Consider the following 13,302-nt stretch of genomic DNA (forward strand, 5'->3'; position numbering starts at 1 on the left):
AGTAATCCCGGCTAGCGTCAAGAGATGAGCGAGAAGCTGCTGATCATCGACGAAGGCACCACTTCCACCCGTGCTATGCTGTTCGCGCCCGATGGCACATGCCTGGGCAGCGAATCGGCCGACCTGACGCAGCATTACCCCTCCCCCGGGCTGGTCGAGCACGATGCGGCCGAGATCTGGGATCGGACCTTCGCCTGCGCACGAAAAATGGTCGAACTGGCGGGCGGAGCCGAGGCGGTGGCGGCGATCGGCATCACCAACCAGCGCGAGACGGTGGTGTTCTGGGACAAACAGACCGGCGAGCCGCTGGCGCCCGCCATCGTCTGGCAGGACCGGCGCACGGCGTCGTGGTGCCGCGAGCTCAAGGAGGCCGGGCACGAGCCGACCGTCCAGGCCCGCACCGGGTTGCTGCTCGACCCCTATTTCTCGGGATCCAAGATCGGCTGGGCGATGGCCAATTGGCCGCAACTCAAGGCCGCGGGCGACCGGCTCGCGGTCGGCACGATCGATTCGTGGCTGGTGTGGAAGCTCACCACCACCGAGAGCCGCGGCGGGCTGCATATTACCGACGCGACCAATGCCAGCCGCACCGCGCTGATGGCGATCGGCAGCGGGCATTGGGATGACGGGCTGATCGAGCTGTTCGACGCGCCGCGCCACGCGCTTCCCGAAATCGTCGATTGCGCGGGCAATTATGGCACCACGAGCCTGTTCGGTGCGCCGATTCCGATCTGCGGCATGGCTGGCGATCAGCAGGCGGCAACGATCGGCCAGGCCTGCCTGACGCCGGGCGACACCAAGGCGACGTTCGGCACCGGCGCCTTCGTGCTGACGCAATATGGCGCGCACCAGCCGACGTCGAAGAACCGGTTGCTGGCGACGGTGGCCTGGCAACTCGGCGGCCGGCGCGCTTATGCGCTGGAAGGATCGGTGTTCGTCGCCGGCAGCCTGGTCCAATGGCTGCGCGATTCTCTCAAGCTGATCGCCGCCGCCGACGAAACCGAGGCGTTGGCGCGGTCGGTCGCGGACAATGCCGGGGTCTATCTGGTCCCCGCCCTGTCCGGCCTGGGCGCACCATGGTGGGAAGCAGAGGCGCGCGGCAGCATGTCGGGGCTCAGCTTCACCGCCACGCGCGCGCACATCGTCCGCGCCGCACTGGAGGCGATGGCGCACCAGGCCAACGACCTGAAGACCGCCTTCGCCGCCGATGGCGCCGACTGGACGACGCTCAGGATCGACGGCGGCATGGTCGCCAATGACTGGATCGCGCAGGATCTCGCCGACATGCTCGAGGTCGAGGTGGAGCGGCCGGTCTTCGCCGAAACCACCGCGCTCGGCGCGGCGATGCTGGCGGGCGTCGGCATCGGCTTGTTCAAGGACCTGAAGGCGGCGTCAGCCATGCGCGGCAAGCTGGACGCTTTTCATTCCGCCCTTGCCGCCGACGCCCGGCAGACCCGGCTCGATGGCTGGGCATCGGCGGTCAAATCGGTGATCGCCGCCGCGCACTGACGCCATGCCCGGTCGCGCCTATGGCGTGCGGGTATGGTTGTCGAAATAGAGGTAATCGGACTGGAATTCGCCGGTCGAGGCGAGGCGATCGAAATCCAGCATCGTGACGATGCGATCCGATACCTCGACCATGCCCGCCTCACGCAGCACGCGTAGAGTGCGATTGACGTGGACCGAGGTCAGTCCGCATGCCTCGCCGAGGTCCTGCTGGGTCAATGGCCAGGCGAAAGCGTTATCCTCGACCAGCCCGACCGCATCGAGCCGCGTATAGGTTTCGCACAACATGTGCGCGACGCGGCCCACAGCGTCGAGCCGGCCCAGCCGGAAAATCCATTCGCGATGCATGGCGGCATCGAGCAGGGTCGAGAACCACAACACGCGCCCCAGATGTGGCAAGCGCTCGATGATCTGCGTCAGCTTGTCGTGCGGCGCATAGGCGACGGTGCACTCGCTCAACGTCGCGATATCGTGATCGAGCCGTTGCAGCGGATAACCATGCAGATCGACGAAATCGCCCGGCGTCTGGATGCTGACGAGCTGCCGGTGGCCGTCCGATCCGTCCATATAGCGGCACATGAACCCCGAGATGAGAAAGGTCGATCGCGTGACGACATCGCCGCGACTCGTCACCACTTTGCGCCGCGGCAGCGTCACCGGCGCGGTCAGAACGCTCTCGATCGCCTCCTTTTCGTCATCACTCAACTCGCGGCGACGGCGGCCGCGCAGGAAATTGTCTGTCAGCATGATCGTTTTCGAACCTCTTCGCTTGCGTAACGATCGTGCGCGCGCCTTGGTTTCGTCATGAGAAAAAGCGATAGCTGCACTATGAAGACGATTGGCCTGATCGGCGGCATGAGCTGGGAAAGCTCGGCACAATATTATGCGATCATCAATCGCACCGTTCGCGACCGGCTCGGGGGTTCGCATTCGGCCAAGATCCTGATGCACTCGCTCGATTTCGGCGAAATCGAACGACTTCAGCACGATGGCGATTGGTCCTCGCTAACCGTCCAAATGGTGAATGTCGCAAAACGCATTCAGGCCGGTGGCGCCGATTTCGTCCTGATCTGCAGCAACACGATGCATCTGATGGCCGACGCCATGGCAGCCGAAATCGATATTCCCTTGCTCCATGTCGTCGATCAGACATCGGCGGCCATCGTCAAAGCGGGGCTGAAGCGCGTCGGGCTGCTCGGCACCGCCTTCACGATGGAAAGGCCGTTCTATCGCGACCGGCTCGCCGCGGCGGGGCTCGAGGTGCTTATCCCCAGCGACGCGGATCGGCGCGATGTCCATCGCGTGATCTATGAGGAATTGGTCGCGGGTAAGTTCGAGCCAGTTTCGCGCCAGATCTATCGCGAGGTGATCGCGCGGCTCGTCGAACGCGGCGCCCAGGCGATCGTGCTGGGCTGCACCGAAATCATGCTGCTGGTGGACCAGTCGGACAGCGCGGTGCCGTTGTTCGATACGACCAGCCTTCATGCGCTCGCGGCGGTCGACCTGGCGCTCGGCTGATAACCGGGGGCAGTCGCCTGCCCCCGGCCCCGCCGAATGGCCGTCTATTTGCGGGCTGCGACTGCTTCCGTCCGCTGGTCGGGCGCCAGCGCGCGGTCGCTGATCGACCATAAAGCATCGACGCCGATCTTGCCCTTCAGCACGGCATTGTTGAGCGCGAAGATGTCGAGCGCGCTCGGACCGCCGGGCGCTTCATATTCGGTGCTGGACGCCGGCCACGCCGCGCGGTGATGGCAATTCATACAATTGGTCTTGATCGGATGATCGGCGGCGAGCTCGATATAGGGATTGAACGCCACCGGCCATTGGTTGCTGCCCGAACTCGCGGGAATGCCATAGGTCGCCGCCATCAGATAATTGCGCCACGGCCCCGGCGCGTCGACCGACGACAGGTTCGGCCGGTCGGCAGCATAGGGATTGATGCCGGGCAAATCGTTCCACCACACCGATTGGAACGTCCAGGCCGGCTGTTCCTTGGTCATGATGTGCATTGCCACCAGGATCAGATAGTCGCCCTGCTGGAACATCCGGCCATAAGCATAATAAGCCGAGGCATCGAGGATCGCGCGATCGCATTGCGCCATTGTCGAGAGATCGGGTTTGTAATTGTAGAAGCGGTCGACCCCGACCACGCGCGGCTTGGCATAGGTGTTGGGCCCGAGCGGCTTGCCGTTCATCGTCACGCCGTGGAGGAAACTGACCGAGGACGGGATGACTTGCGCCGCCGGCGTCGTGGTCACCGCCACCGCTTTCGGCCATTTCTTCTGGATTTCGAAGCCGGCATAGACACCGTCGTCCGACGCCGGATCGTCCCAGATCGGCAGCGCGGTGAACTGGCCCGCCGCCACCGGCCACATCATCGGCTTGAGCACGATCGAGCCATCGGGCATCGCCGCCATCTGCTTGGTCTGGTTGGCCGGCGGGATCAGCCCGTTGAGCGTCGACTGCAGATAAAGCTTGTTGTTGCGGATCCAGTCGAAAGCGGGCTGGTTGTAGATGACCCCCGCCACCATCACGTCGCCGTTATTCTGCAAGGTCGGGCCGTTCGCCAGAGCGTAGTCGGCGGGCGTCGTTCCCTGCAGACACGGCGTGCCCGTGTAGCGATCGACCACCGGCTGCGGCACGGCATAGGTCGGCGAGACAGGGAAGTTGATCGGGTCGGTCCCAGTACTCGCTCCGTTGTTGAGCTTGAACTTGCGCATCGGGACGGTAGCGACCGCCGGCTGGGTCTTGGCGAGCTTGGCGGTGACCGCGGGGTCGGGCGCGAATGCCTGGGTTTCGGTGCACCAGCTTTGCCAGATCGGCTTGCCGCCGGCCATCGTGTTGAGCGCTGCCCAGACGTTCCAGCCGTGCTGGCGTGTGCGGGCGACGTCGCCGCTCGTCACCCAGCCTTCGACCGTGGCGGCCTTTTGCGGATAGTCGAACCCCGACGGGATATTCCGCGGCGTCGGGCAAGTGGCGTTGGCCATATTCGTCGCGGGCTTGGTAGACGACGTCTTCATCGTGCACGCAGCGGCGAAGACCAGCATCGCGCCGATCAAGGCGGCCGATTGGAATGGGCGGCGAACAGCGAAGCGCATCATGGCATCCCCCCGTATTTATGGGAGAATGTTACGCCTTCGGTCGCCGGCAAGCCAGCAAGGAAGCCACCATTCCGGACGGATTCCGTTGGAGCGCCCCCCCCGCGCACGCTTGTGGTGAGCACCGTCGCACGCGGCGTCGAACGGGCCGGCTTGAGGCCTCGGATTGACTTCCAACTCGCGCCCAGCCCTATTGTCAGCCGTTCGGGACAGCGTCGTCGGGCGCCTATAGCCTGCGTGCATCGAACCCCAACGGACCGCGATTGACTCGCGGCACCCGACATCGCTTGATGTAGCGGACGAGCTGGGGAGCACGATGACCACTAATACGGCGCCGCCGCGGGTCACCGCTTCCCAAGTCGTGGGAGTCACGCTCGGCAACGCACTAGAATTCTACGATTTCCTGATCTTCACCTTCTTCGCGGTCGAGATAGGCCACACCTTCTTCCCGGCCACCGACCCGCAGTCGAGCTTGCTCGCGGCGTTGGCTACGTTCGGCGCGGGGTTCCTGACGCGACCGCTTGGCGGGCTGGTGATCGGCGTGCTTGGTGATCGGCTCGGGCGCCGGCCGATGATGCTGTTGTCGTTCGCGCTGATCGGTGTCGCCAGCCTGGGCGTGGCGCTGACGCCCTCCTACGCCGCCATCGGCATCGCCGCGCCGCTGCTGGTGCTGTTCTGGCGCCTGGTCCAGGGATTCGCGCTGGGCGGAGAGGTCGGCCCAAGCACTGCGTTCCTGGCGGAAGCGGCACCGCCGCATCGCCGCGGCCTGTACGTCTCGATGCAGATGTTCGGGCAGAATGTCGCCGTGCTGGTCGCCGGGCTGATCGGGCTGGCACTGGCACAAGTGATGGACGATGCGACGCTCGCCAGCTGGGGTTGGCGGATCGCGCTGGCGCTTGGCGTCGGCGTTGTTCCGATCGGGCTTGTCCTGCGACGGACATTGCCGGAGACCTTGCCCAGCGACGCCCCCGCAATCCCCGCGCCTCCGCTCCGCGACTATCGCCGCACCGCGATCATCGCGTTCCTGGCACTGCTGTCGGGGACGATCATGACCTATGTCACCAACTTCCTGACGACCTTCGCCAAGACGACGCTGCATCTGCCGTCCGGCACGGCCTTCTGGGCGACAATCGCGGTGGGGATCGGCGGGACGATCGGCGCGCCGATCGGCGGCTGGCTGGCCGATCGCTACGGCCGGCGGCCGGCGATGATCTTGCCGATGCTGTTCGTCTGCCTGATCACCCTGCCCGCTTTCTGGTTGCTGACCATTGCGCCCGGCAAAGCGAGCCTGTTTCTGGTGGGATGCATATTGCGGCTGTCGATCGGCATCGCGTTGAGCGCGGTGCTGGTCCACATCACCGAGGACTTCCCCGCGCGCATCCGCTCGGGCGCGCTGGCGATCGTCTATGCGCTGGCGATCTCGATCTTTGGCGGATCGACCCAGTTCATGGTCGCCTGGCTGACCGGGATCACGAGCAACCCACTGGCGCCTGCCTGGTACATGGCCGGCGCGGCGCTGATCGGGGTTGTCGCGATGGCCTTCGCGCGTGAGACCGCCCCGTCAAAGGCGCCAGCCGCGCGCTGAGCACCTGCCCGGTCGTATTCGTCCTATATGGCCAGGCGAGCGCAATGGCAGGATGCATCGCGTCGCACTCACTCGGGACAACGCTGATGATCCGTGCCGCGCTCGTCGCCATCGCGCTGTTCGCCGGCGCGTTCCTTGTCTGGCCGCAGCGCGTGCGCGCCGAATTGCCGGGCTCGTGCCGCAGCGAAGGCTATCTCGCGCGCTTCGACCCCCGGCTGGGACCGCAGGATTGCGTGGTGATCGCCACTGCCGAGATCAATTGGCGCGGCGGCCACGCAACCCTGCGGGCGATCCGCCTGAGATCGACGACCATGCCCGACGAGGCGCAGGCCGCCGCCGACATGCGAGACGCCGCCGGGCGGATCGGCGGCGCGATGGACCGCATGGGCGGCGGCATGCAACTCGACGACGTCACCGTCCTGTTCAGCAATTATGCGTCGCCGCCGACGACATCGGGCGATCAGCAACTGGTCAAGGGCGCCTATATCGCCGCGGCCGGCCGGCCCTATGCCAACGAGTGCGCGGTCGGCTATTTCAAGGCAGGGCGCGCGCACGATTCGAACGATCTGGTCTTCACCGTGGCGCACGAAGTGTTTCATTGCATCCAGTGGAAGACCTGGCCCACTTCGCGCGAGGATGGCTGGCTGATCGAGGGATCGGCGGAATATTTCGGCTACCTCGCCAAGCCGGACTTCGGCGCTGGCTTCATTCCGCAGTTCGACGCGCACATCCAGCGCCACGCGCTGAACGAGATGGATTATCCCGCGGTGGTCTATTTCCTATGGCTCGGCGACAAGAACGGGCCGCGAGCGGTACGCGATTTCATCCCCGGCTATGATCTCGACATGGAATCGGCGCTTCCCGCCGACACCTGGCTGCAGTTCGGACAGGATTATTTCGACGGCAACATCAAGATGCCCGACCCCAGGCTGTCGCTACCGTCGAGCCCTCAGATCACGACCACGCGATCGATCAACGCGACGACGCGGATCGCCTCGCCCGCTTACCCGCCCTACTCGCTCAACGAGGAAATCTGGGCCTTCGTCGCCAACAAAAGATACGATCTGACCTATGCGCCACGCCCCGCTGACACGCGGATCACCTGGCGCAAGGACCAGGGTGGCGGCTGGGTACAACCGCTGACCACTTTATCGACCTGCGGCAACGAGCAGCGCTATCGCGTACTCTACGTCAGCACCAACAGCTACGGCTACGGCAACACCAATGTCCGCGCGCAGCCGGCATCGGGCACCACCTGTTCATGCCCGATCGGGACTTGGGAGGAGACATCGGAGTCGCTGCACCATTATTTCGAGCAGACGTCGATGCCGGGCGGCGCGCCGCCAGAATATATATCGGGCGGGCGGCGGCTGACGCTCAATGCCGATCATACCGGATCGCTGGCCTATGAAGGCGTGATCACCGAGACGCACAGGGCGGCCGATTTCTGGCTGCGCCAGACCAAGACGGGCGGCACCCGATTCACGTGGAAGGTGCTCGACGGCAAGCTGCTGACCGTCCTGCAGCCCGGCGGCAACCTGCTCACCCTGTACAATGAATTACACTCGCCCGGCGGGACAACGATCGAAAACCGCCGCGCCGGCGCGCAATCGATCGGCCACAGCTTCTTCTGTGACGCATTGGGGCTTCACCTGCGCCAATTGCCCCGGCCGCCGAGCCCGATCCCGGGGATGCAAACCAATTTCAACGTCGACATGGATTTCGCCCCGGCGGGCTAAACGCCGACACCAACGCCGGTATCAACTCAAGCCGCTTGGCTCGCGCGATCCTCGAACAGCACCTTCAAATCCTTCTTCAGGATCTTGCCATTGGCGTTGCGTGGCAGCGTTTCGTGGACGAAGCGGATCGCCACCGGCGTCTTGAACGCCGCCAGTCGCTCACGCACCCAGGCCTGCAATTCCGCCTCGGTCGCGGTGGTGCCCGGCGCGAGATGGACAACTGCCGCCGGCTCCTCGCCCAACGTCCGGTGCGGGATGCCGATCACCGCGGCGTCAGTCACCGCGGGATGCTCGTAGAGCGCGTTCTCGACCTCGGACGAATAGATATTCTCGCCACCGCGGATCACCATGTCCTTGGCGCGGTCGACGATGAACAGGAATCCTTCCTCGTCGAGCCGCGCGAGATCGCCGGTGCGGACCCAGCCGTCGACAAAGGTCTCCGCCGTCGCCTCGGGCCTGTTCCAATAGCCCTTCACGATCATCGGACCGCGCGCCCAAAGCTCGCCTACCTCGCCAGTCGGCAGCACCGTGACCCCATCCTCGGCACGAATTTCGAGGTCGGCGGTCGCTACCGGAGGGCCGGCGCTGGTCGGGCGGTTGAGATAATCCTCGCTCGAATGGCTGGTGACGGTCGCCATCGTCTCGGTCATGCCCCAGCCATTGCCGGGGAGCGCACCGAATTCCTCGTAGATCTTCTTGACCAGTTCGGGCGCCGAAGGGGCGCCGCCATAAGCAATCGCCTCGATCGACGAGAGATCATATTTGTGGCGATCGGGATGCTCGAGCAATTGCCAGGCGATGGTCGGCACGCCGCCGGTCATGTTGACCTTTTCGCGCTCGATGATCTCCATCGCCTTCACGGTGTCCCATTTGCGCATGAAGATGGTGGTGCTGCCGCTAGCCATCGTCCCCATCAGCCCGGCCGAACAGGCCGTGACGTGGAACATCGGGATCACCGTCAGGCTGGTGCGCGGAATCGGGTCGGGAATCGGCTCGCCACGGCGAACGAAGCTGCGCGCGGCCGAGAAGCCGCCCGACATGATGTTGGTGACAAGGTTGCGGTGCATCCCCAATGCCCCCTTGGGGTTACCGGTGGTGCCGCTGGTGTAGAAGATCGTCGCGTCGTCATCGCTATCGATTTCGACCCGCGGACGATCGTCTGCCGGCAGGTCCGCCCAGCTTTTCGCTCCGCCGATAATGCTTTCGAGCGCGGTGGTCCCCGCGATCGGCGCTGGCGAGCGGGCAACGATCAGACGCTCGACGTTGGTCAGGGCTGAAAGATGTGGTCTGATCCGCTCGTAGCGCTCAGCGTCGACCAACAGCAATTTGGCGCCCGAATCATTGATGCCATATTCGAGCTCGGCACCCGTCCACCAGGCATTGAGCGGCACCGCGATAGCGCCGAGCGTCGTGATCGCGAAGAAGATCACCGGCCATTCGGGCAGGTTGCGAGTCGCAAAGGCGACGCGATCGCCTTTGCCGACGCCCATATCCTGAAAGGCGCGGGCGAGCACTGCCGTCGCGCGGTAATTTGCCTCGTAACTGACGCGTTCGTCCTCGAGGATAGTGAATAGCCGGTCGCCATGCGTGCGCGACAGATCGAGCAGGACGCCCAGATCGTGCGGCGCGTGTTTCCATATGCGCGTCGGCATGCCGCGAATCTCGATCGTCTCCATCTCGAACTTGGTGCCCGGCGCGGTCAGCGCGGCGGTCGCGTCCTTCAGCGAAACCCTGGGCCAGGCCGGATCGAGGGCGATAACGGGTTCGGGTGCGCCATTCATTGACAAGGATCCGCTCTCCAGCTTCGGCCATTGCAGGTCTCCGCCTGCGCGATTTCGCAACGTTAGAGTTGATTCGGGCGTCGCTCAAGGCAATAGAGAGTCGGAATTTGAAATAGGGGTATGGAAGAGCGATGCTGATGAAAGCGCCCGAAAAGCATGGCTTCGACGCCGCCCGCCTCAACCGCATTCCGGCATTCCTGAAGGAACGGTACCTCGATTCGGGCAAATTGCCGAACGCGCAGATACTGATTAGTCGCGACGGTGAGGTCGTCCATTTCTCAAGCCAGGGCCCGGCGGTCGAAGGCTCCGACAAGGCGATCGACGAGGGCTCGATCTTCCGCATCGCCAGCATGACCAAGCCGATCACTTCGGTCGGGTTCATGATGCTGGTCGAGGACGGCAAGATCGCGGTCGACACGCCGGTCCATCACATATTGCCCGAGTTCAAGGGAATCGGCGTCTATAATGGCGGCGGTGGCGGCGTCCCGTTCCTGCCGGTGACGCCGACGGCCGAGCCGATGCGGATGCTCGATTTGCTGCGCCACACCTCGGGTCTGACCTATGGTTTCCAGAACCGCACCAACGTCGATGCCGCCTATCGCGAGGGCAAGATCGACAATTGGCATGGCGGCAACGACCTCGATGGTTTCGTCGCGGCTTTGGGCAAACTCCCGCTCGAATTCTCGCCCGGCACCGCGTGGAATTATTCGGTGTCGACCGATGTGCTCGGCGCAGTGATCCAGCGCGTGTCGGGCATGCCGCTCGATCAATATTTCGCCGAGAAGATCTTCAAGCCGCTCAAGATGGACGATACCGGATTCGTCGTGCCCGACGGCAAGGTCGACCGGCTGACCGATTGCTACACCTTCGTCGCGGACAAAGGTCGCGTCATGTACGATCGTGCGAGCGAAAGCCTGTGGCGGCGCCAGCCCAAATTGCTCTCGGGTGGCGGCGGATTGGTCTCGACCGCGCTCGACTATCACCGCTTCTGCCAGATGTGCGCCAATGGCGGCGATCTCGACGGGGTCCGCCTGCTCGGACGCAAGACGCTAGACCTGATGACGATGAACCATCTGCCGGGCAAGTCGGACCTATCGACGCTGTCGCGCTCGCTGTTCAGCGAGACGCAGAATGCCGGCACCGGCTTCGGCCTCGGCTTTGCCGTCACCGAGGACGTCGCCAAGACGATGATCCCGGGGTCGGCGGGCGAATATTATTGGGGCGGGATGTTCTCGACCGCGTTCTTCATCGATCCGGTCGAGCGGCTGCACATGGTGTTCATGACCCAGCTCAGCCCGTCCGGCCTATATCCGATCCGCCGCGAACTCAAGACGCTGATCTATTCGTCGCTGACCTAATCCGTCGCCCCGGCGGAGGCCGGGGCCGCCGGCCGCATCGCCGGCACGGGCCAGAACATAGCGGCCCCGGCCTCCGCCGGGGCGACGATTTCAGGAGAGAAGAATGTCCGATACGCCCGCCTCGCCGATCCGCACCGAACGCCATGGCGACGTCCTCGTGATCATCTCGAACAACCCGCCGGTCAACGCGCTGGGTGCGGCGGTGCGCGAGGGGCTCGAAGCGGGGATCAAGCAGGCTGAGGCCGATGCGACGATCAAGGCGGTGGTGATCCGTTGCGACGGCCGCACCTTCTTCGCCGGTGCCGACATCACCGAGTTCGGCAAGCCGATGAAGGGGCCGGGCCTCGGCACGGTGATCGACATGATCGAAGCGCTCGACAAGCCGGTGATCGCCGCGATCCACGGCACCGCGCTCGGCGGCGGCTGCGAGGTCACGCTGGGCTGCCACTATCGCATCGCGGTGCCCTCGGCGAAGATCGGAACCCCCGAGGTCAAGCTCGGCCTGTTACCGGGGGCCGGCGGGACACAGCGCATTCCGCGCATCGCAGGGGTCAAGCTCGCGCTCGAAATGACCGCGATCGGCGATCCGATTTCCGCCAAGAAGGCGCAGGAGGCCGGGCTGATCGATCGCCTGGCGGGCGAGGACAGCCTGGAGGCCGATGCGATCGCCTTCGCCAACGAGGTCGCCAGTAAGCGCCCCCTGCCCCGCGCGTCGGAAAAGACCGCGACCGCCGACCCCGAAGCGGTCGAGGCGTTCAAGAAAGCCAATGCCCGCAAGTTCCGCGGCTTCGATGCGCCCGCCGCCAACATACGCTGCGTCGAGGCGTCGACTCATGGCACCTTCGCCGAGGGCATCGCCGTCGAGCGCGAGGAATTCATGAAGCTGATGATGGGCACGCAATCCGCTGCCCAGCGCTACATGTTCTTCGCCGAACGCCAGGCCGCCAAGGTCGACGGCATTCCGGCCGACGTGCAGTTGCGCCCGATCAAGAAGGTCGGCGTGGTCGGCGCCGGCACGATGGGCGGCGGCATCAGCATGAATTTCCTGACCGCCGGCATCCCGGTGACGATCGTCGAAACGGCGCAGGAAGCGCTCGACCGCGGCGTCGGCGTGATCCGCAAGAATTACGAGAATTCAGCCAAGCGCGGCCGCTTCACGACCGAAAGGGTCGAGGCGATGATGGGGATTCTGACCCCGACATTGAGCCTCGACGACCTCAAGGAGTGCGACCTCGTCATCGAGGCGATCTATGAGAATATGGAGGTCAAGAAGGAGCTGTTCGGCAAGCTCGACAAAATCGTCAAACCCGGCGCGATCCTGGCGTCGAACACGTCCTACCTCAATGTCGACGAGATCGCCTCTGCGACCGGCCGTCCGCAGGACGTGTTGGGCATGCACTTCTTCTCGCCGGCCAATGTCATGAAGCTGCTCGAAGTGGTGCGCGGCGCCAAGACCGCGCCGGACGTGCTGGCGACGGTAATGGCGCTGGCCAAGCCGATCGGCAAGGTCGCGGTCGTCTCCGGCGTGTGCCCAGGCTTCATCGGCAACCGCATGCTGTCGGCACGCAACGCGCCCGCCAACGCCATGCTGATGCAAGGCGCGCGGCCCGAACAGATCGACAAGGCGCTGGTCGATTTCGGTTTCCCGATGGGGGTGTTCCAGATGGGTGACCTGGCCGGCGTCGATATCGGCTGGCATCGCGATCCTACCAAGCAGGACACGATCCGCGACGTGCTGTGCGCGCGCGGCCGCTGGGGACAAAAGACCGGCAAGGGCTGGTACGATTATGACGAGAACCGCAACCCGACGCCATCGGCCGAGGTCGCGGAGATTATCGAGGATTTCCGCAGCCGGTCGAACCAGACCAGGCACGATTTCACCGACGAGGATATCATCGCCGCGACCATCTATCCGATGGTCAACGAAGGCGCGAAGATCCTCGACGAAGGCATGGCACAGCGCGCGTCCGATATCGATGTGGTGTGGATCTACGGTTACGGCTGGCCGGTCTATCGCGGCGGTCCGATGTTCTGGGGCAATACCGTTGGTTTGGATAAGGTCGTAGCCGGACTGGAGAAGAACGGCGTCGAGGTATCGCCGCTGCTGAGGGCCAAGGCCAAGGCTGGCGAGAAGTTCTGAGCATGAAGTTGCGTCGCCCCGGCGAAGGCCGGGGCCGGCCCGTTTGGCGCACCGACCGGGCCAAGTTTCCAGCGGCCCCGGCCTCCGCCGGGGCA

9 protein-coding genes are annotated in these 13,302 nt (G+C 64.6%); 6 read left to right on the forward strand and 3 right to left on the reverse strand.

The annotated features are described in order from the left end of the window. The first annotated feature begins 24 nt into the window (after nt 1–24). Nucleotides 25–1,509 carry a glycerol kinase gene (locus tag AC1DSD_RS07345; protein ID WP_478029280.1) on the forward strand — a complete coding sequence of 495 codons (1,485 nt, stop codon included), beginning with the start codon at nt 25–27 and terminating at the stop codon, nt 1,507–1,509. An 18-nt stretch (nt 1,510–1,527) separates the two neighbouring features. Here the strand turns inward: AC1DSD_RS07345 and AC1DSD_RS07350 are convergent, their stop codons facing one another. Beyond that, nucleotides 1,528–2,253 carry a Crp/Fnr family transcriptional regulator gene (locus AC1DSD_RS07350; RefSeq protein WP_478029281.1) on the reverse strand — a complete coding sequence of 242 codons (726 nt, stop codon included), beginning with the start codon at nt 2,251–2,253 and terminating at the stop codon, nt 1,528–1,530. 81 nt (nt 2,254–2,334) lie between these two features. On the opposite strand from AC1DSD_RS07350, the gene AC1DSD_RS07355 reads away from it, so the two are divergent. Continuing rightward, a complete protein-coding gene (locus tag AC1DSD_RS07355; protein WP_478029282.1) occupies nt 2,335–3,024 on the forward strand; it encodes an aspartate/glutamate racemase family protein in 690 nt (229 codons plus the stop codon). A gap of 44 nt (nt 3,025–3,068) precedes the next feature. Here the strand turns inward: AC1DSD_RS07355 and AC1DSD_RS07360 are convergent, their stop codons facing one another. Then, nucleotides 3,069–4,604, reverse strand: coding sequence for a hypothetical protein (locus AC1DSD_RS07360; protein WP_478029283.1), 1,536 nt, complete (start codon nt 4,602–4,604; stop codon nt 3,069–3,071). A 316-nt stretch (nt 4,605–4,920) separates the two neighbouring features. Between AC1DSD_RS07360 and AC1DSD_RS07365 the strand changes: the two genes are divergently transcribed. Then, nucleotides 4,921–6,189 (forward strand): MFS transporter, encoded by a 1,269-nt coding sequence (locus AC1DSD_RS07365; protein ID WP_478029284.1) that lies wholly within the window; start codon nt 4,921–4,923, stop codon nt 6,187–6,189. Between the two features lie 44 nt (nt 6,190–6,233). Continuing rightward, entirely contained in the window at nt 6,234–7,928 is a 1,695-nt protein-coding gene (locus AC1DSD_RS07370) for a hypothetical protein (protein ID WP_478029285.1), read from the forward strand. Between the two features lie 26 nt (nt 7,929–7,954). On the opposite strand, the gene AC1DSD_RS07375 is transcribed toward AC1DSD_RS07370, so the two are convergent. Beyond that, a complete protein-coding gene (locus AC1DSD_RS07375; protein WP_478029286.1) occupies nt 7,955–9,709 on the reverse strand; it encodes a class I adenylate-forming enzyme family protein in 1,755 nt (584 codons plus the stop codon). A 131-nt stretch (nt 9,710–9,840) separates the two neighbouring features. Between AC1DSD_RS07375 and AC1DSD_RS07380 the strand changes: the two genes are divergently transcribed. Continuing rightward, nucleotides 9,841–11,067: a serine hydrolase domain-containing protein gene (locus tag AC1DSD_RS07380; protein ID WP_478029287.1), complete on the forward strand. Its 1,227-nt coding sequence runs from the start codon at nt 9,841–9,843 to the stop codon at nt 11,065–11,067. 103 nt (nt 11,068–11,170) lie between these two features. Continuing rightward, entirely contained in the window at nt 11,171–13,207 is a 2,037-nt protein-coding gene (locus tag AC1DSD_RS07385; protein ID WP_478029288.1) for a 3-hydroxyacyl-CoA dehydrogenase NAD-binding domain-containing protein, read from the forward strand. Nucleotides 13,208–13,302 lie beyond the last annotated feature (95 nt).

The sequence above is a fragment of the Sphingomonas sp. P4_D12 genome (assembly GCF_056401895.1).

Coding starts and splice junctions, on each gene's coding strand:
- AC1DSD_RS07345 (WP_478029280.1), top strand. CDS start 25: ATGAGCGAGAAGCTGCTGATCATCGACGAAGGCACCACTTCCACCCGT.
- AC1DSD_RS07370 (WP_478029285.1), top strand. CDS start 6,234: ATGGCAGGATGCATCGCGTCGCACTCACTCGGGACAACGCTGATGATC.
- AC1DSD_RS07360 (WP_478029283.1), bottom strand. CDS start 4,604: ATGCGCTTCGCTGTTCGCCGCCCATTCCAATCGGCCGCCTTGATCGGC.
- AC1DSD_RS07375 (WP_478029286.1), bottom strand. CDS start 9,709: ATGAATGGCGCACCCGAACCCGTTATCGCCCTCGATCCGGCCTGGCCC.
- AC1DSD_RS07385 (WP_478029288.1), top strand. CDS start 11,171: ATGTCCGATACGCCCGCCTCGCCGATCCGCACCGAACGCCATGGCGAC.
- AC1DSD_RS07350 (WP_478029281.1), bottom strand. CDS start 2,253: ATGCTGACAGACAATTTCCTGCGCGGCCGCCGTCGCCGCGAGTTGAGT.
- AC1DSD_RS07365 (WP_478029284.1), top strand. CDS start 4,921: ATGACCACTAATACGGCGCCGCCGCGGGTCACCGCTTCCCAAGTCGTG.
- AC1DSD_RS07355 (WP_478029282.1), top strand. CDS start 2,335: ATGAAGACGATTGGCCTGATCGGCGGCATGAGCTGGGAAAGCTCGGCA.
- AC1DSD_RS07380 (WP_478029287.1), top strand. CDS start 9,841: ATGCTGATGAAAGCGCCCGAAAAGCATGGCTTCGACGCCGCCCGCCTC.